Annotated in this window: 24 protein-coding genes and 2 riboswitches; of the genes, 6 read left to right on the top strand and 18 right to left on the bottom strand. The window is 61.4% G+C overall.

Annotation, left to right across the window (positions count from 1 at the left end; genetic code table 11):
* Nucleotides 1-78: 78 nt before the first annotated feature.
* The 7 genes from O4H62_RS13065 to O4H62_RS13035 all read right to left on the bottom strand — a co-directional run bounded on the left by O4H62_RS13065 (nucleotide 79) and on the right by O4H62_RS13035 (nucleotide 6,902).
* On the bottom strand, nucleotides 79-1,263 hold the full coding sequence (locus O4H62_RS13065; RefSeq protein WP_269388388.1) for a vWA domain-containing protein: 1,185 nt from the start codon (nucleotides 1,261-1,263) through the stop codon (nucleotides 79-81).
* Nucleotides 1,264-1,565: 302 nt separating this feature from the next.
* Nucleotides 1,566-3,770 (bottom strand): methyl-accepting chemotaxis protein, encoded by a 2,205-nt coding sequence (locus O4H62_RS13060; protein WP_269388387.1) that lies wholly within the window; start codon nucleotides 3,768-3,770, stop codon nucleotides 1,566-1,568.
* Nucleotides 3,771-4,127: 357 nt separating this feature from the next.
* Nucleotides 4,128-4,631, bottom strand: a complete 504-nt coding sequence (locus O4H62_RS13055) for a hypothetical protein (RefSeq protein ID WP_269388611.1) — start codon at nucleotides 4,629-4,631, stop codon at nucleotides 4,128-4,130.
* 146 nt (nucleotides 4,632-4,777) lie between these two features.
* The gene (locus tag O4H62_RS13050; RefSeq protein ID WP_269388385.1) at nucleotides 4,778-5,149 is read right to left on the bottom strand and encodes a type II toxin-antitoxin system death-on-curing family toxin; all 372 of its coding nucleotides are present in this window, start codon (nucleotides 5,147-5,149) and stop codon (nucleotides 4,778-4,780) included.
* Between the two features lie 8 nt (nucleotides 5,150-5,157).
* Complete coding sequence (locus tag O4H62_RS13045) at nucleotides 5,158-5,388, bottom strand: type II toxin-antitoxin system prevent-host-death family antitoxin (RefSeq protein WP_269388383.1); 231 nt, start codon at nucleotides 5,386-5,388, stop codon at nucleotides 5,158-5,160.
* A 105-nt stretch (nucleotides 5,389-5,493) separates the two neighbouring features.
* Nucleotides 5,494-5,958, bottom strand: a complete 465-nt coding sequence (locus O4H62_RS13040; RefSeq protein WP_269388382.1) for a GNAT family N-acetyltransferase — start codon at nucleotides 5,956-5,958, stop codon at nucleotides 5,494-5,496.
* Nucleotides 5,955-6,902, bottom strand: coding sequence for a homoserine O-succinyltransferase (locus tag O4H62_RS13035; RefSeq protein WP_269388380.1), 948 nt, complete (start codon nucleotides 6,900-6,902; stop codon nucleotides 5,955-5,957). Before O4H62_RS13035 ends, O4H62_RS13040 begins: the two co-directional genes overlap by 4 nt.
* Nucleotides 6,903-6,959: 57 nt before the next feature.
* Nucleotides 6,960-7,037, bottom strand: a riboswitch (SAM riboswitch).
* A 148-nt stretch (nucleotides 7,038-7,185) separates the two neighbouring features.
* On the opposite strand from O4H62_RS13035, the gene O4H62_RS13030 reads away from it, so the two are divergent.
* Nucleotides 7,186-7,326, top strand: coding sequence for a hypothetical protein (locus tag O4H62_RS13030; RefSeq protein WP_269388378.1), 141 nt, complete (start codon nucleotides 7,186-7,188; stop codon nucleotides 7,324-7,326).
* Between the two features lie 54 nt (nucleotides 7,327-7,380).
* Here the strand turns inward: O4H62_RS13030 and O4H62_RS13025 are convergent, their stop codons facing one another.
* Together O4H62_RS13025 and O4H62_RS13020 are read right to left on the bottom strand one after the other, a co-directional pair.
* Nucleotides 7,381-8,403, bottom strand: a complete 1,023-nt coding sequence (locus tag O4H62_RS13025; RefSeq protein WP_269388376.1) for a GGDEF domain-containing protein — start codon at nucleotides 8,401-8,403, stop codon at nucleotides 7,381-7,383.
* A gap of 235 nt (nucleotides 8,404-8,638) precedes the next feature.
* Nucleotides 8,639-9,481: an AAA family ATPase gene (locus O4H62_RS13020; protein ID WP_269388374.1), complete on the bottom strand. Its 843-nt coding sequence runs from the start codon at nucleotides 9,479-9,481 to the stop codon at nucleotides 8,639-8,641.
* A 177-nt stretch (nucleotides 9,482-9,658) separates the two neighbouring features.
* Between O4H62_RS13020 and O4H62_RS13015 the strand changes: the two genes are divergently transcribed.
* Nucleotides 9,659-10,033, top strand: a complete 375-nt coding sequence (locus tag O4H62_RS13015; RefSeq protein ID WP_269388373.1) for a hypothetical protein — start codon at nucleotides 9,659-9,661, stop codon at nucleotides 10,031-10,033.
* Between the two features lie 64 nt (nucleotides 10,034-10,097).
* Here O4H62_RS13015 and O4H62_RS13010 read toward each other — a convergent pair whose 3' ends face one another.
* Together O4H62_RS13010 and O4H62_RS13005 are read right to left on the bottom strand one after the other, a co-directional pair.
* Nucleotides 10,098-11,930 carry an ABC-F family ATP-binding cassette domain-containing protein gene (locus O4H62_RS13010; RefSeq protein ID WP_269388371.1) on the bottom strand — a complete coding sequence of 611 codons (1,833 nt, stop codon included), beginning with the start codon at nucleotides 11,928-11,930 and terminating at the stop codon, nucleotides 10,098-10,100.
* Between the two features lie 2 nt (nucleotides 11,931-11,932).
* A complete protein-coding gene (locus tag O4H62_RS13005; RefSeq protein WP_269388369.1) occupies nucleotides 11,933-12,586 on the bottom strand; it encodes a thiamine diphosphokinase in 654 nt (217 codons plus the stop codon).
* A 63-nt stretch (nucleotides 12,587-12,649) separates the two neighbouring features.
* A riboswitch (TPP riboswitch) is annotated at nucleotides 12,650-12,756 on the top strand.
* A gap of 38 nt (nucleotides 12,757-12,794) precedes the next feature.
* Between O4H62_RS13005 and thiB the strand changes: the two genes are divergently transcribed.
* The 4 genes from thiB (at nucleotide 12,795) to O4H62_RS12985 (ending at nucleotide 17,805) form a co-directional block, all read left to right on the top strand.
* Nucleotides 12,795-13,805, top strand: a complete 1,011-nt coding sequence (gene thiB / locus O4H62_RS13000) for a thiamine ABC transporter substrate binding subunit (protein ID WP_269388368.1) — start codon at nucleotides 12,795-12,797, stop codon at nucleotides 13,803-13,805.
* 8 nt (nucleotides 13,806-13,813) lie between these two features.
* Nucleotides 13,814-15,436, top strand: a complete 1,623-nt coding sequence (locus tag O4H62_RS12995; protein WP_430538434.1) for a thiamine/thiamine pyrophosphate ABC transporter permease ThiP — start codon at nucleotides 13,814-13,816, stop codon at nucleotides 15,434-15,436.
* Nucleotides 15,433-16,158, top strand: a complete 726-nt coding sequence (locus tag O4H62_RS12990) for an ATP-binding cassette domain-containing protein (RefSeq protein WP_269388365.1) — start codon at nucleotides 15,433-15,435, stop codon at nucleotides 16,156-16,158. Before O4H62_RS12995 ends, O4H62_RS12990 begins: the two co-directional genes overlap by 4 nt.
* A gap of 138 nt (nucleotides 16,159-16,296) precedes the next feature.
* Nucleotides 16,297-17,805, top strand: a complete 1,509-nt coding sequence (locus tag O4H62_RS12985; RefSeq protein ID WP_269388363.1) for a M48 family metalloprotease — start codon at nucleotides 16,297-16,299, stop codon at nucleotides 17,803-17,805.
* Between the two features lie 42 nt (nucleotides 17,806-17,847).
* Here O4H62_RS12985 and O4H62_RS12980 read toward each other — a convergent pair whose 3' ends face one another.
* The 7 genes from O4H62_RS12980 to O4H62_RS12950 all read right to left on the bottom strand — a co-directional run bounded on the left by O4H62_RS12980 (nucleotide 17,848) and on the right by O4H62_RS12950 (nucleotide 26,727).
* Nucleotides 17,848-18,711, bottom strand: a complete 864-nt coding sequence (locus O4H62_RS12980) for an RNA polymerase factor sigma-32 (RefSeq protein WP_269388362.1) — start codon at nucleotides 18,709-18,711, stop codon at nucleotides 17,848-17,850.
* A gap of 454 nt (nucleotides 18,712-19,165) precedes the next feature.
* Nucleotides 19,166-19,735, bottom strand: coding sequence for a CarD family transcriptional regulator (locus tag O4H62_RS12975; protein ID WP_269388360.1), 570 nt, complete (start codon nucleotides 19,733-19,735; stop codon nucleotides 19,166-19,168).
* Between the two features lie 416 nt (nucleotides 19,736-20,151).
* Nucleotides 20,152-20,490 (bottom strand): ferredoxin FdxA, encoded by a 339-nt coding sequence (gene fdxA, locus O4H62_RS12970; protein WP_269388359.1) that lies wholly within the window; start codon nucleotides 20,488-20,490, stop codon nucleotides 20,152-20,154.
* Between the two features lie 333 nt (nucleotides 20,491-20,823).
* Nucleotides 20,824-21,213 (bottom strand): RNA-binding S4 domain-containing protein, encoded by a 390-nt coding sequence (locus O4H62_RS12965; protein WP_269388358.1) that lies wholly within the window; start codon nucleotides 21,211-21,213, stop codon nucleotides 20,824-20,826.
* Between the two features lie 11 nt (nucleotides 21,214-21,224).
* Entirely contained in the window at nucleotides 21,225-24,431 is a 3,207-nt protein-coding gene (locus O4H62_RS12960) for a helicase-related protein (RefSeq protein WP_269388357.1), read from the bottom strand.
* A 1,167-nt stretch (nucleotides 24,432-25,598) separates the two neighbouring features.
* Nucleotides 25,599-25,943, bottom strand: a complete 345-nt coding sequence (locus O4H62_RS12955; protein WP_269388355.1) for a hypothetical protein — start codon at nucleotides 25,941-25,943, stop codon at nucleotides 25,599-25,601.
* A gap of 73 nt (nucleotides 25,944-26,016) precedes the next feature.
* Nucleotides 26,017-26,727, bottom strand: coding sequence for a glutathione S-transferase family protein (locus tag O4H62_RS12950; protein ID WP_269388353.1), 711 nt, complete (start codon nucleotides 26,725-26,727; stop codon nucleotides 26,017-26,019).
* Nucleotides 26,728-26,777: the final 50 nt, after the last annotated feature.

The following is a 26,777-nucleotide window of genomic DNA, read 5'->3' as shown; positions in this document are numbered from 1 at the left end:
GCTGTTTCTCCCCTCGATCAGGTGCGGATGGTTCCCGAGGAAGACATGACCGCGTTTTCTGTCCGGCGCAAGACCGGATCAGCGCGTCAGCTGACGGGTTGCGGCTTCCAGCCCGGCAAGGGTCATCGGGAACATCCTGTCGCCGAACAGATGCCGGATCAGTGCCGTCGAATGGGTGTGCGGCCAATAGGCTTCCGGCGCGGGATTGAGCCATGCCACCTTGTGAAAATGGTTGAGCACGCGCGTCAGCCAGACCTGGCCTGGCTCCTCGTTCCAGTGCTCCACCGATCCTCCCACGGAAACCACCTCGTAGGGGCTCATCGCCGCGTCGCCGACAAAGATTACCCGGTAGTCCGAGCCGTAGGTGCGCAGCACTTCGGCTGTCGGCAGCAGTTCCTGTCGCCGCCGGCTGTTGTCCCGCCATACGCCCTCGTAAAGGCAATTGTGGAAGTAGAAATACTCCATGTGCCGGAACTCGGCCCGGGCCGCCGAGAACAGCTCCTCGACCACCTTGATGTGATCATCCATCGAGCCGCCGACATCGAAGAACATCAGGAGCTTGACCGCGTTGCGGCGCTCCGGCCGGGTCTTGACGTCGAGCCAGCCATGTTCCGCGGTCGACTGGATGGTTCCGGGCAGGTCGAACTCTTCCGCCGCGCCCTCACGCACCCAGCGCCTGAGCCGCCGCAAGGCCACCTTGATGTTGCGGGTGCCGAGCTCCACTGTGTCGTCGAGGTTTCTGAATTCCCGCTTGTCCCAAACCTTCACCGCCCGCCGGTGGCGGCTCTCGTCCTGACCGATCCGTACGCCCTCGGGATTGTAGCCATAGGCGCCGAACGGAGACGTGCCGGCGGTGCCGATCCATTTCGAGCCGCCCTGGTGCCGCTTTTGCTGCTCCTCGAGCCGCTGCTTGAGGGTTTCCATCAGCTTGTCGAAGCCGCCAAGGCTCTCGATCAGCTTCTTCTCGTCCTCGCTCAGATGCTTCTCGGCCATCCGCCGGAGCCATTCCTCGGGCAGGTTGCGCGCATCCACGCCGCCTTCGCCGCCGATCGCCTCGACGCCGCGGAAATAGTGCGAGAAAACCTGGTCGAAGCGGTCGACGTGCCGCTCGTCCTTCACCAGCGACGCCCGCGCCAGGTAATAGAAACCCTCGACGTCATAACGCGACAGCCCAGCCTCAAGCCCTTGCATCAGGGTGAGGTATTCGCGCAGCGAGACCGGTACTTTGGCGGCTTTGAGTTCTAGAAAAAACGGAAGAAACATGCGCGGGACAATAGCCGCATTGAGAACCGGTTGCCAACCGGTTTGGAACTGATGATCCGCATCGGGAGTGCTTTTCCAGTGAGCCGCCACCGAGCGTCAGCCGGTCTTGCGGCTCCATGCCATCTGCCGAGGCATGGATCGATCATCGAGGACACCTGAAGCAACCACTTCTACCGTGACCCGGCCCCGTGACTTGTGCGGCGCCGCAAGGGATTCCCCTCGCGGCGCCGCAGTCTGATTGTAACGGATCTCCCGCAACCCGGACCTTCTCGACAGCCCGGCTGCGTAAACCGGCGGATGGATCAGAACTCAGACCACTCTTCGGCCTTGACGGCAAGATTGCCCTGTACCGGGGCTGAACGCCGGCTGGAAGAAGACGGCTCCGCCATGACGCGTGCTGTCTGGCGCAACGCCGCCGAGTGTCCACTGGCGCTGCCCGACAGACGGAATTGACCGATCAGGGAACCCAGGCGCCCCGCCTCATCCTGAAGCGAAACGCTGGCAGCCGTGCTTTCCTCCACCATTGCGGCATTCTGCTGTGTGACCTGGTCCATCTGGTTGACGGCGGTATTGACTTCCGACAGGCCTACCGACTGTTCCTTCGCGGCGTGGGCGATGGCATTCATGTGCTCGTTGACGGTCACGATGTAGCTCTCGATCGCTTTCAGCGCCTCGCCGGTTTCACTGACAAGCCGGACGCCGCCTTCCACTTCGACGGAAGAATTGCGGATCAGATCCTTGATCTCCTTCGCGGCCTGGGCAGAGCGCTGCGCCAGTTCGCGAACCTCCTGTGCCACCACGGCAAAGCCTTTTCCGGCTTCGCCTGCGCGGGCTGCTTCCACACCGGCATTCAGCGCCAGAAGGTTGGTCTGGAAAGCGATCTCGTCAATCACGCCAATGATGTTGGAGATCTGGTTCGAAGATTGCTCGATCCGACCCATTGCGTCGACAGCATTGGAAACAATCGTAGCCGATTGCACAGCACTCTGGTTGGCTTTGACCGCGACAGTCCTGGCTTCCTCGACGCGCTGCGTCGAATTGGTGACATTCGCCGTGATCTGGTCAAGGGCAGCGGCTGTTTCCTCAAGTGAGGCAGCCTGCTGCTCGGTCCGTTTGGAGAGATCCTGGGCCGACTGGCTGATCTCGCGCGATCCGGTATCGATCTGCTGCGATGCCTCGGCGACTGACCGCAGCGTATTTCCGAGCTGCGCAACGGCCGCATTGAAATCGCTTCGCAGACCTTCGAAATCGGCAGCGAACGGCTGCGTCAGCTGGTAGGAGAGGTCGCCGTCGGCAAGATGCTTCAAACCATCCGCGAGCCCCTGGGTTGCCTGCTCCATTTCCTGCGCCCGGACGCGTTCGGCTTCGCTGTTGCGCTCGCGCGTCTGCTCGGCGCTGTTTCTCTGTTCGTCGGCCTCCTGCTCGATCCGGATTTTTTCCAGACCGGATTCCTTGAAGACCTGGACCGCGCGCGCCATCGCGCCAACTTCATCGGGACGGTTCTGATCCCGGACATCTGCCGCCAGGTCGCCATTGGCCAGCCGCACCATGGTACTGGTCATCCGGCTTATCGTGCCGGAGAAAGAACGGGCGTAAAAGAAGAAACCCAGCAGGGACAGCAGCGAAACAATCAGGGTTCCAACGATCGATGACCACGTCGCGGCTTCGCCCGCAACAACAACCGGTGTGACGTCAGCTGCGATTTCAATCACGCCGATCTTCTCCCCGGAGAAGTTCCTCAGCACCTTTCCGGTAACTGCATAGTCATGCTCTTTTGTCGACACCAGCTTCAGCGGCTGATCGTTATCGAAAGCCGCGCGCAGCTCTTCCGGGGACATCATCGTGGAAGCACCGAACGTCGAGGACTGCGTCTCGAAGTTACCGTCTTTCAGGATGTGGACGGCAATCAGAGAGCCGGTCTTCTCTGCGATGCGGGAGAAGTAGTTCGCTGAAAGCTCGCTGCCAACATCCACAATACCGGCAATCTCGCCATTCTGCATGACGGGCGCTGTGGCAAAGACGTTGACCGAGGTGCGTCCGGGTTCAACACCGGCATGCAGTTTTTTGCCTGCAATCGTTGCGACGACCATCTTGCGGCGCCCGCGGATGTCGTCACCGAATTTTTCCGGTGCGTGAACGCGCGCAACGACCACACCGTTCCGGGAGAAGGTGATGAGCCCGAGACCGCTCGTTTCATTCACCCGCGAAAGACTGCCTGAATAGCGCGCGATCAGGTCCTCGCGCGCATTTTCCGCAATCAGGCCGGCAATCTCGGGTTCGCTGGCAATGGAAAGAGCAAGGCCGGATGCGGCCCGCTTTTGGGCTTCCATATCTGCCTCCAGCACTGCGAGGTCGGCGTTGAATTCCTTCAGAACCGCCTGCTCGTTCATGTTGGATTGGCTGTACCAGGCAAGGCCGCCGATCATCGAGCTGGCAAAAAGAACCGACGCGAAGCCAAACCCGGCCATCTTGACCCACATGGGCCGCTTAATATCGATATTGCTCACAAACGTATCCCTAAAAAATCCGACGAAAAGCCGTCAATGCAATGGGACTATTCCGATGAGTTCGCTAAGAATTGATAAAACACGGTATCCAAAATCTTGATTTTACGGGCAATTTTTGATCGTTTTCAGGACGAGCGGCATTGGTGAGACGGTGCGGCAACTACTTCCGCGCCAGATGGCGAAACCTGCAAGCTCGTGCTGCAAAAGGTCCGCCCTGCATCTTGATCGGAGCCAGGCAGCTGCAACTCGGGATAGATACTTAGTCGGCTTTGGTTTTGACAAACCGACAGAGGAACCGGTCGCGCGACGATTGCCGCATTGGCAGCGTAGTGCCAACGGACTTGGGGCCGATCATTGTCAGCTCTCGTTGAGTTCGGGGTTGGGGAAATAGCCCGGCCCGATGGTCAGCGGCTTGTCCGGCACGACGGTGTCGTCGATCTGGCTGGTAAAATCCTTGTCCGCGGCCCAGATCAGCTTGCTGCGGGTATAGTCGTATAGCCTGATCGCCACATGGTATGGCTTGCCCGCCTTAACCCCGCGCACCTTGGGTGAGTGAACGCCATAGCGGACGCTGCGCGCGTGCAGCCGGGTCTCGACGGTGAGCGGCGGCCCACCCGCGGGATTCTCGAAATCGGCAATCAACCAGGTCCCGACCGGCAGGGGTTTGAGCACATGGGCGACAAACCCGTAATACACCTGCGCTTCCCGGTAATTGTAGACGAAGCCACCGCCGGCGATATCGATATAGGGCTTTTCCGCGGGATCTTCGCGCATTGCCCAGCCAATCGCCATGAGAACGCAGGCCAGCCCGGCCATCGCGGCAACGACCTTCTCGAATGTCCTGTCTTCCCGCACGGCCATGTCCGCCACGCCTCGATCGTTTCCCCGGAATACGGCTGATCAGGGATCAGTTTCTCACAACTTCCGGATCGAGACCAGCGGCGACTTTGCTTCACTCCCGGCGATTCATGAGCGAGCACGAGGATGCTGCACCATCACAACCGCACTCACGCCGGGCCCGTGTTACCCCGCAACCAGGCATCGAGATTGTCCTTGGTGAAGGTTCCGGATTCAAGCCGGTCGTAGATGAACCGAATTGTTTCATCTTCACCAGCAGTAAGTTCAAGGCCATTGAGATCCAGGAAGATTTCCATACAGGCAAAGGCAACGCGCTTGTTGCCGTCAACAAAGCCGTGATTCATGGCAAGGCTTTCCCAAAGCGCTGCCGCCTCTTCAATAAGATCTGTGTAACAACCGGTCTGTGGCCGCAAAAGTGCAGCCTCGATCAGCCCTCGATCACGGAGGCCCGGCGCACCGCCATGGGCCTTGAGCAACACATCGTGGATGTGGATCGCTTCCTGAAGTGTAATGTAGCGCATGAGCGACCCTATTTGGCCAATGCTTCATACACCTTGTTCCAGCGCTTCATGCTGCGCTCCAACGAAGTCTGCACCTTTGGGTCGACCGAGTTGGAGCCCAAAAGGCGCTCATACTCTTCGGTTGACAGCACGACGCGTATGTCGCGCCCGTTCTTTCGGATCACCACCGGCTCCGTAGCGGAAGCCTCCAGCAATTCCCCGAAGCGGTTCTTGGCCTCGCTTGCCTGCATGACTTTCATCGGACATCTCCCGGTCGGCAAATTGCCAGATTGGACATTTTGTCTAAAATAGCCAAATTGTCCAAAATGTTCAAGTCCTACCGCCAGCAATGCCGGCCCAGGGCCCTACCGGCTGTACTTGATGAACGGCGTCAGCGTGGCGATGCGGTCGTAGAGCTTGCGGGCGGTGGCGTTGAATTCCTGCGTCATCCAGTAGACGCTCGGGCAGCCATCCGCGTCGGCCTGCGCGTAGACCGCCTCGATCAGCGCCCGTCCAACGCCGGTGCCGCGCACGTCCGGCGCGGCATACAGATCCTGCAGATAACAGACCTGTTCGATCTTCCAGCAATGCCGGTGATAGAAATAATGCACCAGGCCGGCCGGCTTGCCGTCGACCAGCGCCAGCATCCCGCGCGGTTCGTAGAAGGATGCTTCACCGGCAACATGATCGCCGACGATCCGGGCCAGCGTGGTCCGGTAGACCTCTTCCGGAACGCTCGATTCGTAGAACTCGAGATAAAGCGTCCACAACCGCCGCCATTCGGGTTCGTCAGCCAGCGTAATCGGCCGTATTTCAACTTTCCCGGTCATGCATTCACTCCCTTTGTTTCCGACGGCAGACGGTCCTCCCCGATCTCTTCGATGTCGAAGGGCGTGGTTTGGTAGACCTGGTTGATCCAGTTTCCGAACAGCAGGAAGGCATGGCTGCGCCAGCGGTTTTGCGGCTTTTTGTCCGGGTTGTCATCGGGAAAATAATTCGCCGGCGGCTTGATCGGCGTCCCCGCCTTGACGTCGCGGAAATACTCCTCCGCCAAGGTCCCGGAATCATATTCGATGTGATTGAAGATATAGAGCCGGTTGGCGAAAGCCTCGTGCAGCAGGCACAATCCGGTCTGGTCGCTTTCCATCAGGACCTCGAAACCCGGCGTCAGGTCCTCGCGCCGTACCTCCGTCCAGCGCGACACTGAAACCTGGAAATCGTCCGAAAATCCCGTGAGATAAGGCGACGCGGGATTGAGGTTGCGGTGCCGGTAGACCCCGAATGCCTTCTCCTCGAGCGCCCGCTTGGGCACCTTGTGGAAGTGCCAGGCCGCGGCCATCGCCCCCCAGCAGACAAAGAAACTGGAATGGACATGCGTTGTCGTCCAGTCGAGAATCTGCTCCATCTCCTGCCAGTAGGTCACGTCCTCGAACGGAAGGGTCTCGATCGGCGCACCGGTAATGATGAAGCCGTCGAACTTGCGGTGCTTCACCTCGTCCCAGGTGTGGTAGAAATTGATCAGGTGATCTTCCGAGGTGTTCTTGGCCACATGCGAGCCGATGCGCACCAGTGTCAGCTCCACCTGAAGCGGTGAAGCGCCGATCAGCCGCGCAATCTGGGTTTCCGTGGCGATCTTGTTGGGCATCAGGTTCAACAGCCCGATGTGCAACGGACGGATATCCTGCCGCACGGCAATTGATTCATCCATGATTTGCACGCCTTCGCGCACAAGTGCGTCGCGGGCGGGAAGACCATCGGGAATACGGATCGGCATGACGCTATCAGCTCCAACAAGAAACCGGCCGCGAATACAATGCTGCCGGTCCGGTGGGAACGCGCCCCGTCGGCCCTTTAGCAAGTTGTTTAACGTGGCTGCAAGCCGGCCGGCCAAATCACCACGAGAGCCAATTTAGTGGCACTTGCCGGCAAGTCAATCTCGTTGCAATGACATCCATCATTGAACCGGTCAGCCCACGCAGCCATCCTTCACGAACAAACCAAGGTTTCGTCCTATGCCGCCAAGCGTGGGATGATACGATCAACGAGAGGAATCCGTGATGGACCTGTCCCCCCAGCTGTTCATTGTCCTGTTCTTTTTTTGCTTTTTCGCCGGATTGGGGATCTTCTTCATCGGCATCGGCTACCTGTGGCAGGTCTCGTTGCAGGCCAAATCCATGAAGCACTCGACATCACAGTGATGCCGGAAGCCTCCTCTCGGGGGCTGACAGTACAGATCCCGGTCAAAGCTTCTGTCAGGCCACCTTCATCTGTTCAGCTGTCGCCACTGTCTGTGCAGCCTCGCGAACCAGATTTCGACCGTCCTTTTTCGCCTGGTATACGGCAGCATCGGCATTGACCATGGCAGTCCTCAGATCATCTCCGGGTTCAAGCTTGCTGTAGCCGAAACTTGCCGTCAGGCTCAGGTTCCCGCCCCTTATGGCAATCTGCAACTGTTCAACCGCCCTGCGAAGATGGGTTGCCTGGAGCCGGATCGCTTCATTATTGACACCTGCGAGAACAATGCAGAATTCCTCTCCGCCAAGCCGCGTACAGATCGCCGTATCCGGCGTCTCCCGCTCCAGCAATTCGGCAAATGCCTTGAGGCTTCTGTCTCCCACCTCATGCCCGTGGTCATCATTGACCCGTTTGAAATGATCGATATCGCAGATGATCAGACCGGTCGGCAATGGCTCCGACGCTGCCCGCAGCGCCTGTACTTTGGCTTCGAATGCCCGGCGATTGAGAAGGCCGGTAAGGGGGTCGGTTTCCGCAAGACGCCTCAGCTGCATGACCAGGGTGACGGAATAGCGGGAGAAAAGAGCAAGGCCGATCACAATCGCGAATATTGCATTCTCGGTCTGCATTGATGGTGCAAAATCCGAGTTCCTGAAGACACTGTGCGTAGATAGGTCGAGCTCGGAAAACTGGATCAGGACGATCCGGTTCAGCGTCAGCGCGGCCTGGGCAAGGAAGGCCATCGCGACAACGATGTCTACCCGATGGCTTCTTGCACGCCAGACCAGCAGACAGCACATCAGGTCCACCAGAACCGTGAATCCGCTGATAGCCGCAAACCGCAGCCAGAACATCGCCCCGGAAGCGTTGGCATAGACTATCAGGCTCAGGACAACCGCGACCGATAGCCCGAAGGCCAGCCGGGGAAAGTCTTTTCCGAAAAGCGAGGCCACACCCCAGACCAGCAGAAAATGCCCCGAAAACAGCGAAACCAGAATGGCGGCCTGAAAGCCGGGCTGAAGATCACTGTCGACCAACATGACAGCGACAAATCCGAAGAGCGAAACGAAATAGGCCGCCGACAATCTGAGCGCGGGCAGCTGTGTGCGGTCGTGCATATAAAGCAAAAGGAATGCGAAGCCAGCAGACAGGAATATCGCGGGCCCGAGCACTTCATATGTCAGGTTGGCATACGGCAAGTAAAACGGCCTTTCGCGAGTGTCCGGAACGGCGCATGCTACCAGCCAAACCTAGCCAAATAATTACCGGGGAAAACTAATTGCCGCGTTGCCGCGCCAAAAAGGCCAGCCTCTCGAAAAGGTGAACATCCTGCTCGTTCTTCAACAGCGCGCCATGAAGTTTCGGCAACGCGTTCTTCGCATCTCCGCGAAGCGTTTCCGGCGAAACATCATCGGCGACCAGCAGCCGGATCCAGTCGAGTGCCTCGGACGTCGAGGGTTTTTTCTTGAGGCCAGCCGTCTCGCGGATCTCGTAGAACTGGGTCAGCGCTTCGCGAACCAGCGTCTGCTTGATCCCCGGATAATGCACGTCGACGATGCGCTGCAGGGTCTCCATGTCGGGAAACCGGATATAGTGGAAGAAACAACGGCGCAGGAACGCATCAGGCAGTTCCTTCTCGTTGTTGGACGTGATGATGACGATCGGCCGCTGCCTCGCCCGGATGGTTTCGCCGGTCTCGTAGACGAAGAACTCCATGCGGTCGAGTTCCTGCAGCAGGTCGTTCGGAAACTCGATGTCGGCCTTGTCGATCTCGTCGATCAGCAGCACTGTCTTCTTGTCGGCGGCAAAGGCTTCCCAGAGCTTGCCGCGGCGGATGTAGTTGGCCACGTCATTGACGCGCTCGTCGCCAAGCTGGCTGTCGCGCAGACGGCTGACAGCATCGTACTCGTAAAGCCCCTGCTGCGCCTTGGTAGTGGATTTCACCGACCATTCAATCAGCTCCAGTCCCAGCGCACTGGCGATCTGCACCGCAAGCTCGGTCTTGCCGGTGCCGGGTTCTCCCTTGACCAGAAGCGGCCGCTCGAGCCGGATCGCCGCATTGACCGCAACGGTGAGATCCTTTTCCGCGACATAGGCGGACGTGCCTTCAAACTGCATATTTCCTCCATACGCCGCAAATCCGGCGGCTTGGTTCGATACCGTCTTCAACACCATACTCGGGCCCGTGACGCAACCCGCAAGCCACATCAACGGTTTGCGCCAGATCAAGGCGGCGGAGGGAACGGCAGGACAGGATGAATCCAAACCTGCTCATCGCATCAACTGGAGAATGACATGACGCTTTACCACATCCATCTGGTCATGGCCCGCAACAAGGAATTCCCCGAAGGCAATGTCCATCGCGGCTACGACATCCATGCCCCGCTGGATCAGGAAGGCCATCTCGACAAGGAAGCCTGGGAAAAGGCGCCGTCATCCTCGACCGTCGTTCGTTTCTGGGATGGTGAGCGCTCGGAACTGGGCTATCTCGTCCATCATCCGAAAGGCGGCTGGGCTTTCGATTACGATCCCGCCGACGATGACGACGATGAAACCGGCTTCCGGCTCTCCAACCATGTCTTCAAGACCGGGGAATACATATCGATCCGTGATCACGGCGCCGACGAACTGCACACCTTCGTCATCGCTTCGGTGACAAAGGTCGCCTGACGCAAAAGGCGGCTCGAGAAATGGAAGGAGCGCTCAAGCAGCCCGCATGAGCGCTCCGTTGGCTTTAGCTGCCCTCGATTTCCTCGCGCAGGATCTCGAGCTCCATCCATTCACTTTCCATCGCCTCGATCTCGCCCTTGAGCGCATCGTGGGTCTTGGCCCGGGCGGCAAACCCGTCCGGGTCCTTGGCAAACAGTTTTGGATCGGCCATTTCCGCCTCGATCTTCGCGAGCTTTGCCTGCGCTTCCTCGATCTTTCCGGGAAGCGACTCCAGCGCGAATTTCTGCTTGTAGGAGAGCTTGCGCGAGGCGTCGCGGCTGGCCGTCTGCGGCTTCGGCGCTGAGGCGGTGCTGGCCGTCTCCTGGGCCGAGCGGGCCTTCTTCTCCCGCGCCTCGACACCGCGTTGTGTCAGCATGTCGGAATATCCGCCGGCATAGGCAATCCATCGCCCGTCAGGTTCCGCCGGGTTCGCCGGCGCAAGGGTCGAGGTGACCGTGCGGTCGAGAAAATCGCGGTCATGGCTGACCAGGATCACGGTTCCGGGATAGGAGGCGACGACTTCCTGCAGCAGGTCCAGCGTCTCCATGTCGAGATCGTTCGTCGGCTCATCAAGGATCAGCAGGTTCGAAGGCCGCGACAGGATCCGCGCCAGCACCAGCCGCGCCTTCTCGCCGCCCGACAGGTTGCGGATCGGGGTCCGCGCCTGTTCCGGCTGGAACAGGAAGTCCTTCATGTAGCCGGTGACATGTTTGGCTTCGCCGTTGACCAGCAGATTGTCGCCGCGCCCGTCTGTCAGGTAATGCGCCAGCGTCTCGTCCGGATTGAGCACTTCGCGGCGCTGGTCGAGCACCGCGATGTCGAGCTTCGATCCATGCCTGACAAAGCCGGTATCCGACTCGAGTTCGCCGATCAGCATCTTGAGAAGCGTCGTCTTGCCTGCACCATTGGGGCCGACGATGCCGATGCAGTCGCCGCGATTGATCCGCATCGAGAAGTCGCGCACCACTGCGGGCGCACCGTCATAGCTCTTGGAGATTCCTTCCGCCTCGATCACCAGCTTGCCCGAATCGCGGCCCTCGGCTACCTGGGCATTGATCCGCCCCTGCGGTCCCTTGTGGCCGCGATGCTCAGCGCGCATGGTCTTGAGATCCGACAGACGCCGCATGTTGCGCTTGCGCCGCGCGGTCACGCCGTAGCGAAGCCAGTGTTCCTCGCGCTCGATCTGACGCCCGAGCTTGTGCTGCTCCAGCTCTTCGGCTTCCAGCACCGAATCCCGCCAGGCCTCGAAATGTCCAAAACCGCGATCCAGCCTCAGCGAGCGGCCCCGGTCGAGCCAGACCGTGACCCGGCTGATGCGCTCGAGAAACCGCCGGTCATGCGAGATCACCAGCAGCGCGCCGCGGCTGCGCAGAAGTTCTTCTTCCAGCCATTCGATGGTCGGCAGGTCGAGATGGTTGGTCGGTTCGTCCAGCAGCAGGATATCCGGCTCCGGCGCCAGCACCCGAGCCAGCGCCGCTCGGCGGGCTTCGCCGCCGGAAAGCGTTTGCGGGTCGGCCTCGCCGTCGAGCCCGAGATGCTCGAGCAGATAGCTGACCCTGTGCGGATCGTCGCTCGGACCGAGGCCGGCTTCCGCATAGGCCTGGACCGTCTTGAAGCCATCGAAATCCGGCGCCTGCGGCAGGTAGCGGATGGTCGAGGAGGGATGCCGGAAGATCTCGCCCGATTGCGGCTCGACCTGCCCGGCGGCAATCTTCAGAAGTGTCGATTTGCCCGAGCCATTGCGGCCGACAAGGCAGATCCGGTCGCCAGGTTCGACCTGCAGCTCGGCCCCGTCAAGCAGCGGCGCTCCGCCGAAGGAAAGCCTGATGTCGTCGAGTTTCAGAATGGGAGGCGCCATGCTCAGGCTCCGGAAAAATCATGAGGGCGGGCGACGATGAGGGCGCGCCCGGAACCAAGGCTCGCGGTCAGGCGGCCCTCGGCCACGTTCGAGATGGTGCGTGACGCACCAAATGCAATATTGGCCCTGTCGAGCGGATATTTCGCTCCGGACAGGCTGAGGCCATTGAGCGCGGTAAACGCGATGACCGAAAACAGTGAGCCGGCGGGAAGATCGAGCTCCCGCGACCCGGACAACAACGGAACCGCCTCTTCGACGCCGGAGGTCAGCACCACATCGAGCCCCCGCTCGGCCAGGGTGACGGCTTGCATCAGATGCGACAGCGCATGATCGGTGCGCGCGCCACCAAACGAGCCGATCAGGATCAGCCGCGCAGCACCGCGCTCGATCGCCTGTTCAATCGCCAGTTCGCCGTCGGTGAAATTCTTTTCCGCCGGGAACGGCAGCCGCGGAATGCCGGCATGCCGTTCGGTGAGATCGGTCGAGGTCGAATCGAAATCGCCGACCCACAATTCGGGCGTCAGGCCAAGCGCCTGCGCATGGACGATGCCGCCGTCGGCGGCAATCGCCCGCGCGCCCGCCGTCAGCGCCAGAACGCGGTCGTCAATCTCGAGCACCCCGCCGAGCAGGATGGCAAAAGTGGAATTTGAACTCATGGCGCATGCCAATAGCAGCTTTGCGCGCACTTGCCAGCGTCTGGAAGAAATTCTATGTCTTGTCCCGCTCTAACGGGGTGCCTGGCATTTGCCATGCTGAGAGACCAGATGGTCAACCCGAAGAACCTGATCCGGTTTGTACCGGCGGAGGGATTAGACGTGCACATCGCGCCTATTCCTGTTTTTCTGAACCAAGGAGGCGCGATCGATGCGCAAGTACAGATTTCTTCCTGCTGCCCTGGCAGCCCTTTTCCCCTTTCTCGCAGCCCCGGCGATCGGTGCTGACAAGGCGTTAACGGTCTATACCTACGAGAGCTTCATTGCCGAATGGGGCCCTGGCCCAAAGATTGAAGCAGCCTTTGAAGCAGAGTGCGGCTGCGATCTCAAATGGGTCGGCGTCGCCGATGGCGTGGCCCTCCTCAACCGCCTCAAGCTCGAGGGCGACAAGGCCGAGGCCGGCATCGTGCTGGGACTCGACACCAACCTGGTTGCCGAAGCAAAGGCCACCGGCCTGTTCGAGGCGCACGGCCTGGATACCAAGGCGGTCAAGATCCCCGGCGGCTTCAGCGACGACGTGTTCATCCCCTATGATTACGGCCATTTCGCCGTTATCTATGACAGCGAGGCGATCAGCACACCGCCTGCAAGCCTTAAAGAGCTGGTCGAAGGCGACCCGGAACAGAAGATCGTCATCCAGGATCCGCGCACCTCGACACCGGGCCTTGGTCTGCTGCTGTGGATGAAGTCGGTCTATGGCGACGACGCGGCCTCCGCCTGGCGGAAACTCTCGAAGCGCGTGCTGACCGTGACGCCGGGCTGGTCGGAAGCCTATGGCCTGTTCACCTCAGGCGAAGCGCCGATGGTGCTGTCCTACACCACCTCGGCCGCCTACCACATGGTCGCCGAGGGAACCAACCGCTACCAGGCGGCTGAATTTTCCGAAGGCCATTACCTGCAGATCGAGGTCGCCGGCCTGCTCGCCAACGCCCCGGACAAGGACCTGGCACGCCAGTTCCTGAGCTTCATGATGACGCCCGGTTTCCAGAACGAGATCCCCACCAACAACTGGATGATGCCGGCGGCACCCGTCACCATGGAACTGCCGGAAGCCTTCTCCACCCTGGTCTCCCCGAAAACAACCTTCCTTTACTCGCCCGAGGAGGTCGAACAGAACCGTGCCGCCTGGATCGAGGAATGGCTCGGCGCCATGAGCCGCTGAAGGCCGCCATGCTGACCCGGGCCGAACATCGCACATCACGGTTGGCGGGCATTGCCGCCCTGCTATGCGTCGGCCTGGCGCTGGCGGCGCCGCTTGCGGTTCTGCTCTCCCACGGCGGCGGGACCGGGTTCAACTCGAGTCAGGGTAGCTACCTGCTGCGGATCACCCGGTTCACCCTGCTGCAGGCAGGCCTGTCGACCCTTCTCAGCCTGCTCTTCGCGGTGCCGCTGACCCGGGCCCTTGCCCGCCGCCCCGTCTTTCCGGGGCGGCGCTGGCTGATCAGCCTGTTTGCAGTGCCGCTTGGATTGCCGCCGCTGGTGGCCGCCCTCGGCCTGATCGAGATCTGGGGCCGCAACGGCATCGCCAACAAGGGCCTGTCCGTCCTCGGCGTCGAAACCCCGTTCTCGATCTACGGCCTGAGCGGCATTCTCGTCGCCCACGTGTTCTTCAACCTGCCGCTGGCAGTCCGGCTGATCCTGCCGGCGCTGGAACGCCTGCCGCCGGAGTACTGGAAGACCGCCGCCAATCTGGGTATGGGTGGACTTTCGCTGTTCCGCCTCGTCGAATGGCCTGCGATACGCCGGTCCGCGACCGGTGCGGCGGGGCTGGTGTTCATGCTCTGCGCCACCTCCTTCACACTGGTCCTGGTGCTTGGCGGCGGACCGGCGGCGACCACGCTGGAGGTCGCCATCTACCAGGCGCTGCGCTTTGATTTCGATCCCGGCCGGGCGGTGCTGCTTTCGCTCATCCAGGTCGGCCTGACCCTGGTGGTGATGCTCGCTCTCAAGCTGATCTCCGCGCCGACAGAGGCCGGCGACACCAAGGGCGGCGCCAGCAACCGCCCGGATGTCGGCGGCGGCATTCATGCTGTCCCGGATGCAATGCTGATCGGGCTGGGCGGCGTCTTTGTCGGTGCGCCGATGGCTGCGGTGCTGGTTTCCGGATTGAGCGCCGACATGTCGCGCTTGCTTGGTGACGCCCTGTTCTGGCGCGCGGCAATGACCAGCCTGCTGATCGGCCTTGCCGCTGCGTCGCTGTCGGTCCTGCTCGCGAGCCTCCTGGTGCGCGCCCGCTATTCGGCCGGCGCCCGGCCCGGCTCAGCCTTGATGGGCCTGCTGGCAGGGCTGTCGAGCGCAGCGGGATCCCTGACGCTTCTTGTGCCGCCCGTCGTTCTCGGTGCCGGATGGTTCCTGACGCTTGGCGGCGGAACCGGCCAGTTGCTGGCGCCTTTGGCGGTGATCACTCTGGTCAATGCTCTGATGGCGCTGCCCTTCGTCATGCGGGTGATGGAGCCCGCGCATCAAGGCACCATGGAGCGCAATGGTCGGCTGGCCGTGTCGCTCGGCCTGGTCGGCCTCAACCGGCTTTGGCAGATCGACATGCCCGCCATGCTGCCGGCCCTGGCGACCGGCTTCGTCTTCGCCGTCGCCCTGTCGCTCGGTGATCTGGGCGCCATCGCGCTGTTTGGCAGCGACCGGATCGTCACCCTGCCCTGGCTGTTGTATCAGAAACTGGGAAGTTACCGGACCAGCGACGCCGCCGGCCTGGCGCTGCTTCTGGGAGGCCTCACCATGGGTCTGATGATCCTCGCCGACAGGCTCGGCAACCGGAACGGAAGCGGACTGCGATGACACAGGAACCAGCAATTGCGTTTGAAGGCGTTGTCTACGGCATCGGCGATCTCGGCGCCGAGTTCTCGTTCCGGCGGGAGGCGGGAACCGTGACCGCCATTCTCGGGCCCTCCGGCGCCGGCAAGTCGACCCTGCTCAATCTCGCCGCCGGCTTCCTGACACCCGACAGCGGCCGGATCCGAATTGATGGCCGCGACGTGACCGGTCTTGCCCCTGCCGAACGCGGCATCTCCATGGTGTTTCAGGACAACAACCTGTTTGCCCATCTCGATATTCGCACCAATATCGGCATCGGCCTCAACCCTTCGCTGCGGCTCGATGCAGCCGCCTGGACCCGGGTCGAGCACGCGCTCGAAAGGGTCGGCCTCGCGGGTTTCGGCAAGCGGATGCCGGCAACCCTGTCGGGCGGCGAGCGGCAACGGGTGGCGCTGGCCCGCGCCTTCGCCCGCCGTCGCCCGCTGTTGTTGCTCGACGAGCCGTTTGACGGCCTCGGCCCCGGCCTTGCCGCGGATATGCTTGCCCTGATGCTGGAGATCTGCTCCGAGGTCGGCGCAACGGTGCTCATGGTCACGCACGACCCCGATGAGGCCCGCACTGCAGCCGGTCAGATCCTGTTCATAGCCAGGGGCCGGATTATCGCCGACGCGCCTGCGGCAGGCTTCTTCGAACGCCACGACCTGCCCGACCTGGAGGCCTACCTTGGCAGTGCAGCCGGAAAATGAGACCGCGCCACAATTTCGACGCGAGTGTTTGCCACTGGAGAAGCGGCGCAAATTGGGATAGACCAGAGCCTGAGTTCCGGCCTGTGAGATTTTCAGCTTCCGTCCCGGCATCAAGATGACCAGAAAACAATCCGGACCATGGCCAAGATCGCTGCGCCCCGCACAAGAACCAAACCGGCAATCGGCAACAAGCTTCGCATCGCGCTGGTGGCGACGGGCGGCCTGCTGCTGTTTGGCTGCCAGACACTCGGGGTCGACGTCTATGAGCCGGCCGTCAAGCCATCTGCCACACCGCAAACTGCGGAAAAGGCCGGCGCCTCCGATCCACGCACACGCATAGGTGCCAACGAGCACCCGCGCATCATCGCCAGCTATGGCGGTGAGTTCCGCGACGCCAAGACCGAGCGGCTGGTGGCGCGCATCGTCGGGGCATTGACTCTCGTCTCGGAAAACCCGAGCCAAGCCTATCGCATCACCGTTCTCAATTCGCCTGCGGTCAACGCCTTCGCCTTGCCGGGCGGCTATCTTTACGTCACCCGCGGCCTGCTGGCGCTCGCCAATGACGCCTCGGAAGTGGCGGCCGTCCTGTCGCACGAAATGGCGCACGTCACCGCCAATCACGGCCTGGAACGGCAACGCCGCGAACAGGAGGTCGAGATTGCCGGCCAGGTGGCCGAGGAACTGTTTGCCAATTCCATAGACGGCCGGCGCGCGGTCGCCCGCGGCAAGCTGTCTCTTGCCGCCTTCTCTCGCAATCAGGAACTCCAGGCCGACGTCATCGGCGTGAGAATGCTCGGCGAGGCCGGCTACGACCCCTATGCGGCGCCGCGGTTTCTCGAATCGATGAATGCCAACCAGCAATTCACCGCCGTCGATCCCGAAGCGGATTCAAGCCTCGACTTTCTCGCCAGTCACCCAAATGCGCCGCAGCGGGTGCAGCTTGCCAAGAACCATGCACGCGCCTTCGGGCCCGAAGGTGTCGGTGACCGCGGCCGCGACTACTATCTCGAGGGCATTGACGGACTGCTGTTCGGCGACAGCCCGAATGAGGGCTATGTCCGCGGCACCGAATTCCTCCACCCGGTCCTGGGGATCAAGTTCAGGGTCCCGGCGGGTTTCAGGATCGACAACAACGCCGACGCCGTGATGGCAACGGGCCCCGGAGATATGGCGATCCGCTTTGACGGCGTGACCGACGACAGCAACCAGTCCCTGACGGACTATATCGCGAGCGGCTGGGTCACCGGCCTGGATCCCTCCTCGATCAGGCCGACCCGCATCGACGGATTGCCCGCCGCCACCGCCCGCGCCAGTGCAGACCGCTGGGATTTCGATATCACAGTGGTGAGGCTGAAGGACCGCATCTATCGGTTTTTAACCGCCGCGCCGAGCGGCAGCCGCGACCTCGAGCCCACGGCTTCGGTCGTTCGCGCCGGGTTCCGCAGGATGTCGGCCGCTGAAATCAGACAAGTTCAGCCGTTGCGGATCCGGATCGTCACCGTCTCCCCCGGCGACACAGTGGTTTCGCTGGCCGCGAGGATGAAAGGCGTCGAACGCAAGCTTGAGCTGTTCAGGTTGCTCAATGCAATTCCGTCCGGCTCCGTGGTATCGGCCGGCCAGAAGGTCAAGATCGTCAGCGACCGCTGAATCGGCGGGGAAACATGGCCCCCGCAGGCTCTCCGTCTCCGTTCAGAGGCTGGCGATCTCGGGCGTGGCCGTCGTCAGCACGGCCTTCAGCTTTTCCAGAGCCCGGTTTTCGATCTGGCGCACTCGCTCCTTGGAGATGCCGAGTTCCGAGCCGAGCGACTCGAGCGTCGCCCCATCCTCGCTCAACCGCCGCTCGCGGATGATGCGAAGTTCGCGCGGATTGAGCGTGTTGAGCGCGTCATCAAGCCAGATATTGCGGCGTTCTTCGTCGATGATCGTCGACACCTGTTCGTCGGGCAGTGGCTCGTCGCTTCTGAGAAAATCCATGCGGTCGGACGATGCACCATCATCTCCATTCGACATCGGAGCGTTCAACGACGAGTCCGATCCCGACAGGCGCGCGTTCATCACCTCGACATCTTTGGCATGAACGCCGAGCGTATTGGCGATCTGGGAGTGGATGGCGCTCTCGGGAAGGCTCGGATCGTCCTGGGCAAGCCTCGCCCGAAGCCGGCGCAGGTTGAAAAACAGCGCCTTCTGGGCCGAGCTGGTGCCGCCGCGGACGATGGACCAGTTCCGCAACACGTAATCCTGGATGGAAGCCCGGATCCACCAGGTGGCGTAGGTCGAAAACCGCACATCCCGTTCGGGATCGAACCGGGCGGCCGCCTCAAGCAGGCCGACATGGCCTTCCTGGATCAGGTCGTTCATCGGCAGGCCGAAGTTGCGGAACTTGGAAGCCATCGATATCACCAGCCGCATGTGCGCCATGGTGATCTGGTGCAGCGCGTCCTGGTCCTTCTTGTCTTTCCAGCGGACCGCAAGGTCATGCTCCTGTTCCCGTTCGAGATAGGGAGCGGCCATGGCGGCACGCACCATCTGTCTGTTTGCGGAAATCGCTTTCATGACATCCTCCGGTCTTTTCGACGTATGCCCGAGTCTACGTGAGACATTGGGGAATGGATCATCACGCGTAATGAAATATCCGTGATAAGACCCCTGCAGCCTGCAGACGTGCACGCCCTTGAGGGAAAGGCTTTTAAATGCAAATGGTTCCATGAAATCTTGAGCAGCCGGAAGCGACCGGCCTCACGCCATACTCCGGGAGTTTCCGGCTCCTTCTCCAGCAAAGGATGCGGCGGAAAAGTGGCCGGACCACGTCAGTGCGGATCATTTATTCTCGGCAGGAGAGAGGCGCCCATACCCGGAGTATGCCGGCCGCACCCTGGACTGAGCCGTTTCTGGCGGCCTTCCGAAACCACGGGGAAGCCCTGAGAGATCGTTCCTGCATGCCGCAACAAAAAAGCCCGGGCGCGTGGGGCGGCCCGGGCTTTTGGTAGGCTTGTGGAACGCGAAGCCGTTATGCAGCTTCTTCCTGCGCGCCGTCCTCATCATTGGCCTTGCCGCGCTTCGGCCCCTTGTTGAGATTGACCTCGATCAGCCGCACCGCTTCGGTGTCGGACATCTTGTTGACGGCGCCGAGTTCGCGGGCCATCCGGTCAAGTGCCGCTTCATAAAGCTGGCGCTCGGAGTAGGACTGTTCCGGCTGGTTTTCGGCGCGATAGAGATCGCGAACCACTTCCGCGATCGAAATCAGATCGCCGGAGTTGATCTTCGCATCATATTCCTGCGCGCGGCGCGACCACATGGTCCGCTTGACCCGGGCACGGCCCTGAACAACCTTCAGCGCGCGCTCGACAAAATCTGTTTCCGACAATTTGCGCATGCCGATTGTCGATGCCTTGGCGACCGGCACCTTGAGGCGCATCTTGTCCTTTTCGAAATCAATCACAAACAATTCAAGCTTGTGGCCTGCAACTTCCTGTTCTTCGATCGCAACGATCTGTCCAACGCCGTGGGCTGGATACACGATCGATTCACCGGTCTTGAAACCCTGTCTCTGTGAAGGCTTTTTCTGCTGGGTTGTCATGCGTTTTCAAAACTCCCTGTTACGGAAACGGACACTGGGAGCCGGGCATGGCTTGCCCGGACCGGTCCTGCGACGGCCGGCAGGCGCATCGCACTGACAACGCTTTCAAGAACGAGACAAGTCAAAAAGCCGCAGTCGCTTACCGCGCGGAATCTGGCAATCCGACAGCTTTGCGCTGCAAGGAAAGAGCCACCGCTGTAAGGGACGTTTGCTTCCGTTTTTGCTTCTTGTTTCGCCCTGGCGGCGCCTTGAAGATGTCAGTAATATGATATGTACCACAAAAAATGGTGTAAATCAATGATTTGCGCAAGCCGCCGAACGGGCCGCGGAAAAACAGTTTAAGATTTGGTTAACCATGCGGCGGCGCACAGGCAAGATCGCCGCATTGCAGCAATATCCACAGCCGATTCGGGCGATCAATCGCCTTCGCCGGGCTCGGGCGAGAAGTATTGCTCGAACTTGCCTTCCTTGCCGTCAAATTCCTTTGCGTCGGCAGGCGCATCCCTCTTGATGGTGATGTTAGGCCATTTTTCCGCATATTCGGTGTTGACCTCGAGCCACTTCTCGAGCCCCGGCTCGGTGTCCGGCTTGATCGCCTCGGCGGGGCACTCGGGCTCGCACACACCGCAGTCGATGCATTCGTCGGGATGAATGACCAGCATGTTCTCGCCCTCGTAGAAACAGTCCACCGGGCAAACTTCAACGCAATCCATGTATTTGCAGCGAATGCAATTGTCAGTCACCACATAGGTCATGCATCTCTCCTGAGGCTCCTAAAGCGCCGTGCGTCTAATCAAACGCACAAAGGACGCTTTAGCACTTTTAACTGCTGCAACTGCGGCTCGGTCGGCTTGGGTCCGGCTGCCGGCAGATGCATCATTTCCAGAGCGTCACAGCGCGCATCGCGATCATCATGGCGAAGCGGAAGCTGTAGCGATCAACGGCGGTGAGGTACCGGCTTTGACGCCGTATTGCAAGACATCAGATGCCGGCAAAGCGCCGCAGCCGGGCGCCGGCGGACGAACCTCGCTGCCTGCGGGCCGGATTTGCGAACGAGCTTCTCCGCAACCTCGCGGGTCAAGACAATTTCATGCGTCATCATCCGCATTGCGAAACTGATCTATTTTTCGCCTGTCCCGCTTGGTCGGCCGGCCGGATCCCGGCGCACGCTGCGCCGCGACCGGTTCGGCCTCACCCGCTGCGGCGGGTTTCGGCGACAGATCCTCGTAGAGCAGTTGCGCTTCAGGCGCCGGGCCGCGGCGTTCTCCGCAGCCAAGCACCCTGAGCACCAGGATCCGCCGCTCAAGCGTGATCGTCAGCACGTCTCCGGGCTTGATCAGCACGCTTGCCTGGTCGATCTTCTCGGAATTGACCCGCACATTGCCGCCGGCGGCAAACTTGCCGGCAAGCGTTCTCGACTTGATGATGCGCGCGAAGAACAGCCACTTGTCGATGCGCTGCCGCGTCGCCTGCTCCATCGCGTCGGGGCCTATTTTTTCAGCTGGTCGCGCAAGGCTGCAAGCGCTGCGAAAGGCGAATCCGGATCGATCGGCTTCTCCTTGCGCTGCGGCCGGTCATTATTGCGTCCGCCGCGATTGGCATCGCCGTCCTGACGGCCCTTGCCCTGCCCGCCCTTGCCGGGACCGCCCCGTCCGGGTCCGCCTTTGCCCTGATGTCCGGGCTTTCCGCGGTGCCCCCTGTTGGGCCGGCCTTCGCCTTCGGCAGCGCCCTCACCTTCCGGTTTCTCGCCGGAACGGGCATTGCGGTTTCCGCTCTCGCGGCGGCCGCGGCCTTCGCCGGGTGCATTGCGCGGACCGCGCTGTCCATCCTGACGGCCACCCGGCCGCCACAACAATACCGGACGCGGCGCCTCGGCTTCCTCTGCCGTCTCCGCCTTTGGCGCATCGCCTGCCGGAGTTTCCTCCGCCGCCGGCACGCCTGCCTCGGCGGCAACGCTGTCGGTGGAAACTTCAGCCGGCTGCGCACCGGTCTCTTCGCCCGACGCCGGCGCTTCCGCCGTGTCAGCCGGGACTTCTGCCGTCGCTTTCACGGTCTCGTCTGCTGCAGCATCGGATGAGGCAGCCTGCTCGGCTGCCGGTGAAACCGGCTTGTGCGGACGATCGGCCGCAGTTCGCGAGACAACCACCTCGACCACGGGCCCAGTGCCGGCCGCACCTGCGGCCTCCGCCTGTGCCGCATCGAGGCTCGCGATATGGCTTTGCGCTTCCTCGGCCGGAACCGCATCGGCGCGGTAGCCAAGACCCTTGAGGATTTCCTCGATGTCATCCTGCGTGGCGCCGAGAATGGAAAGCATCCCGGTCGTGGTGATGAACCGGCGGCCGTCATAGGCGGCTTCCGGCCGCGCCCCTTGCGTGCCCGGCTTCCACTGCAGCGCCGGCCTGATCAGGTCGGCCAACCGCTCGAGAATGTCGATCCGCACCGCGCGCTTTCCGAGGAACCGGAACCCGGCGAGGCGATAGAACTCGCGGTCAATCTCCGGGTCGGTGGCCACAGATGTACGGCCGGCGGCCAGCAGCGGCGTCACGTCGCCATAGCCGGGCCTGGAGAACCCGTCATTGGCCAGCGCCCACAACAGCGTCACCAGTTCGGCCGGTGCCGGCTTCAGCAGCGCCGGCATGAAGATGTGATAGGCTCCGAAGCGGATCCCGTATTTGCGCAAGGATGCCCGCGCCGACTGGTCGAGATCCTTGATCATCTCGGCCACGTCGCGGCGGAACAGGACGCCAAGATTTTCAGCCAGCCGGAACGCCAGGCCACGCGCCAGGCCATCGAGGTCCTCGGCCCGGGTCAGGTCGTCGAGCGGCTTGAGCACCGTTGCGATGTGGTGATTGACAAAGCGGTCGATGCGCGCGGCAACGAAATCGCGCGCTGTCCCGGTCAGTTGCTCGTCGGCAAGCAGGATCGTGCGCGGCTTGAGAATATGATCGCCGCTTGCGAGCTTGGCAACGGGATCGCCGAGCCAGCGCACGGTTCCATCTGCCCCGATGGCGAAGTCGGAATTGCCCGACGCATGCAGCCGTGCGGCCCGTGCCTCGAATTCCAGCGCAAGCGCTTTTTGCGCAGCCGCCAGCACGGCCTTGGCGTCCGGCCCGTCCGCCGACGCATCCGCCATGAAACGGAATCCGGCCAATTGTCCAACATGGTGACCTTCAACGAAGACATCACCGTTTACACTGATTTCAGCTTCGAGCATCGCGTTCTCTCTCAGGCGCCTCATGAGCACAGATGTCCTGCGGTCAACAAAGCGTTTCGTCAACCTTTCATGCAACGCATCGGACAATCGGTCCTCAATTTCGCGCGTCTTTTCCTGCCAGTGTGTCGGATCGGCAAGCCATTCGGGTCTGTTTGATACATATGTCCATGTCCGGATTTGAGAAATCCGGGCCGACAAGGTGTCGATTTCTCCATCCGTCGCGTCGGTTCTGCGCACCTGTTCCGCCAGGAAATCCTCGTTCACCGCTCCGCTGCGGATCAGGTCGCGATAGATCGTGGCGATCAGGTCGGAATGTTGCGCCGGGGCAATGCGCCGGTAATCGGGGAGCGAGCAGACGTCCCACAGCGTGGCGACATTCTTCGGCGTGCTGGCCAGGTCCCGCACCTCGAAATCATTGACCAGGTGCTCGAGCGCGCGCTGATCCACCGCCGGCACCGCGCGGGTCAGCCCCTGCACCGCCGGGATCTGCTCGAGACTGGCCTGCAGCGAGTTCAGCGTGGAAAAGTCGAGCTGCTTGGACCGCCACTGCAGAATCTTGACCGGCTCGAACACGTGGCTTTCGAGCCGCTGCACCAGCTCGTCGGGCAAGGGCTGAACCTGGCCGGTAACCCCGAAGGTGCCGTCACGCAGATGCCGGCCCGCCCGACCGGCGATCTGGCCGAATTCTGACGCCGTAAGTTGCCGGTAGGAATATCCGTCGAATTTCCGGTCCTGGGCAAAGGCCACATGGTCGACATCGAGATTGAGTCCCATGCCGATTGCGTCTGTCGCTACCAGGTAGTCGACGTCGCCGTTCTGATAGAGCTCGACCTGTGCGTTGCGGGTGCGCGGGCTGAGCGCCCCCAGCACCACCGCGGCGCCGCCGCGCTGCCGCCGCACCAACTCGGCGATCGCATAGACCTCGTCGGCCGAAAACGCCACGATGGCAGACCGTCGCGGCAGCCGGGTGATCTTCTTTGAGCCTGCATAGTGCAGCTCCGACAGGCGCGGCCGTTCGACGATGGTGATCCCGGGCAGCAATCGCTCGAGGATCCCCCGCACCGTAGCCGATCCCAGGAGTAGCGTTTCCTCGCGGCCACGCAGCGACAGGATCCGGTCGGTAAACACATGGCCGCGCTCGAGATCGCCGGCGATCTGCACTTCGTCGATGGCGACGAAGGCCGCATTGGTTTCCTGCGGCATCGCCTCCACGGTGCAGACGGAATAGCGCGCACCCGGCGGCGTGATCTTTTCCTCGCCGGTGATCAGCGACACGTGGCTCACGCCAACCTTGTCAACCATGCGCCCGTAGACCTCGCGCGCCAAGAGCCTCAGCGGCAGCCCGATCACACCGGACGAATGCGCCGCCATCCGCTCGATGGCGAAATGTGTCTTGCCGGTATTGGTCGGCCCCAGCACGGCTGTGACGCCGCGCCCGGACAGGATCAATGGTTTCGGGGGATGGCTGCGGGAAGCGGGCATGTCGTCCGTATTCAGGTCAAGTCGAGTGTTACCTAACACATCGCAGAAGGCGAAACAGGGGCTAGAGCCGATCATCTTTAGCTGGAAGCGATTTGATGGACAGGATTTTTCGTGCCAGCGAGGAAAAACCGCAAGCGCGATGCAGCGCATCGTGCGAGGATTTTGACGACGCTGGCGCGGAAAAGACGTCCAAGCCTGGTGGACAAGGATGTTTCGCCAAGAAGGAACTCTTGTAATCGTCTGAACTTGGCCTTTCGCGCTCTGGACTGCGTCGCGCGAGGCTAACGGCGCTCGCGCCGCTTCACCTCACGCTCCTTGCCAGATCACGAAATTCCGGCGTTCAAACGATTCCATCTAAAGATGATCGGCTCTAATCGCAAAGACTCCGACAGCGCGCAATTTAACCATTGGAACAGTGGCGGAACGAATCGGCGACGAATCAATGACTCGCCCTGATTCCGCTTTTGTTCACCGCAACATCTGCCCCGTGGCAGGCTTTGCGCCACCACATGCTGAATCGCCCTTACGGCATTGCCGACCTGCCCGCACCTCTGCGTTAACCTTTGGATTCGGCGCCGCTCCGTCGCGCTGCAGCCGACCGCCGCCCTTAAGGATTTAGCAATAAATCCAAACACTTCGTTAACCAGATTCTTCTCATTTGAACGATCCCGTTAACCTTCAGAACAGCCGCGGAACGAATCGGCGACGAATCACTGACTGGGCGATGTTGGCCGTTTGTTCACCACAAGATATTGGTTCACGGCTGCAGCATTGCCACTAGTTTCCAAAGCTGGGCACAGTATCCGCCACGCCGAACCCGGCAAAAATTAACCTTTGCCGCCAGGATTCACGCCAGCACCACCTCTGCCGCGCCCTCGCAGGCCGAGTCCGGTGTTCAGATTTCGTTAAACATTCCAAACGCTTGGTAAACACATTCGGCGGCATTTTCCCGGTTCCGTTAACTTCCGGAACAGCGCCGGAACGAATCGGCGACGAATCAGCCTTGAGCCGGATTTCCCGGTTTGTTCCATACCAGATCTTGTGCCGCTGAACGCCAGACCGCCTATCCACACGCGCGAAAACACGGAAATCAAAGGGTTGACAGCCGCTTTTGTTAACCTTTGACCTCGGATCCAGACAATGGCGCTAGCGCGCCGGAGTGGCCGGCTAGCTGGTCACCTGGCAGCGCCGCCAGGTCTCGACCGGCATCTTCTCGCCGCCCGTTGTCCGCTGCAGCCACATCTCTTCGTCCGACAGCACCTGCATCTCTATGGTCTGCCCCTCTTCCGGGTCGCCTGCAGGTGCTGAATAGCGAAAATGGTGGCGGTCGTATTGGCCGGAGATTTCGGCCCCCGACGGAATCATGATCCGCGGGCCTTCGATGCTCAGATGCTTGCCATCGGCCGAGCACCAGTCGCCATCGATCCGGTCGGCGAGCGCGGGCACCGCCGTCGCAACCAATCCCGCAATGACGGTGACGGTTGAAATCATCGACTTTCGAAATCTGCACATCCGCTCACTCCTCCCGGCACACAATAGATCGTTTTCCGGCCCTGCGGAATTCAAACTTGCCTGGGCGACTTGATCATCCTTGCCCGTGGCCAAGCACCGCGCGAAGCGACGCCTCGATCTGGCCGCCGCACCAGGCTTCGCCATACAGGGCGTCACTACGTTTCCGGAGCTCGGCCTGGGATGGGAGTGCCGCAATACGGTCGGAGAGAACGGATATTGCTGGCGCATATTCGTCGAGCACTGGCCGGAGCGATGGCATCTTGGCGGTCATGGTACCCCACAGCGTTGATGTCGCAAGATCGGCGATGCCTGGGGCATCGCCTCCCAGCATGAAGCCCGATTGCGCCGTCAGGCCATGGCGCCGGCCCGTCTCCTCGAAAATCCTCATCCAGCGATGCAACCTTGGCTGAAACTCCACCCAGGCCGCATCCGTCCACATCTGTTCGCCGTTGTACCGGGTCATCTCGTAGAGCACGTCATTGGCATCGCACACCAGCTTGAGGCACATCGCCCTTGTCACCGGGTCTTGGCCCATCAACCCGTGTTTTTCTCCGAGGTACGCCAGGATCGCAGGCATCTGGGACAGATGGACGTTGCTCTCGTGGTCCGTCAGCACCGGCGGCCCCATATGCGCGATCAGCTGCTCGCCCGGCGGTGAGGTTCTTTGCGCAAGCACTGCCTCATATCCGGCATCCTCCCAGGCACAGCCGATATGGGCAAGAACGGACCTGACGAACTGACCGCGAAACTGGATGGGCCAGTAGTAAAGCGTGTAATCGATCATCGCCGCTGTCTCCTTGAACAAGAGGTGTTCTAGCTTAAATCAACCGGCTG

The sequence above is a fragment of the Parahoeflea alexandrii genome (genome assembly GCF_027214025.1).
GTDB lineage: Bacteria > Pseudomonadota > Alphaproteobacteria > Rhizobiales > Rhizobiaceae > Hoeflea > Hoeflea alexandrii_A.
This window is presented reverse-complemented; position numbering and strand designations above follow the sequence as displayed.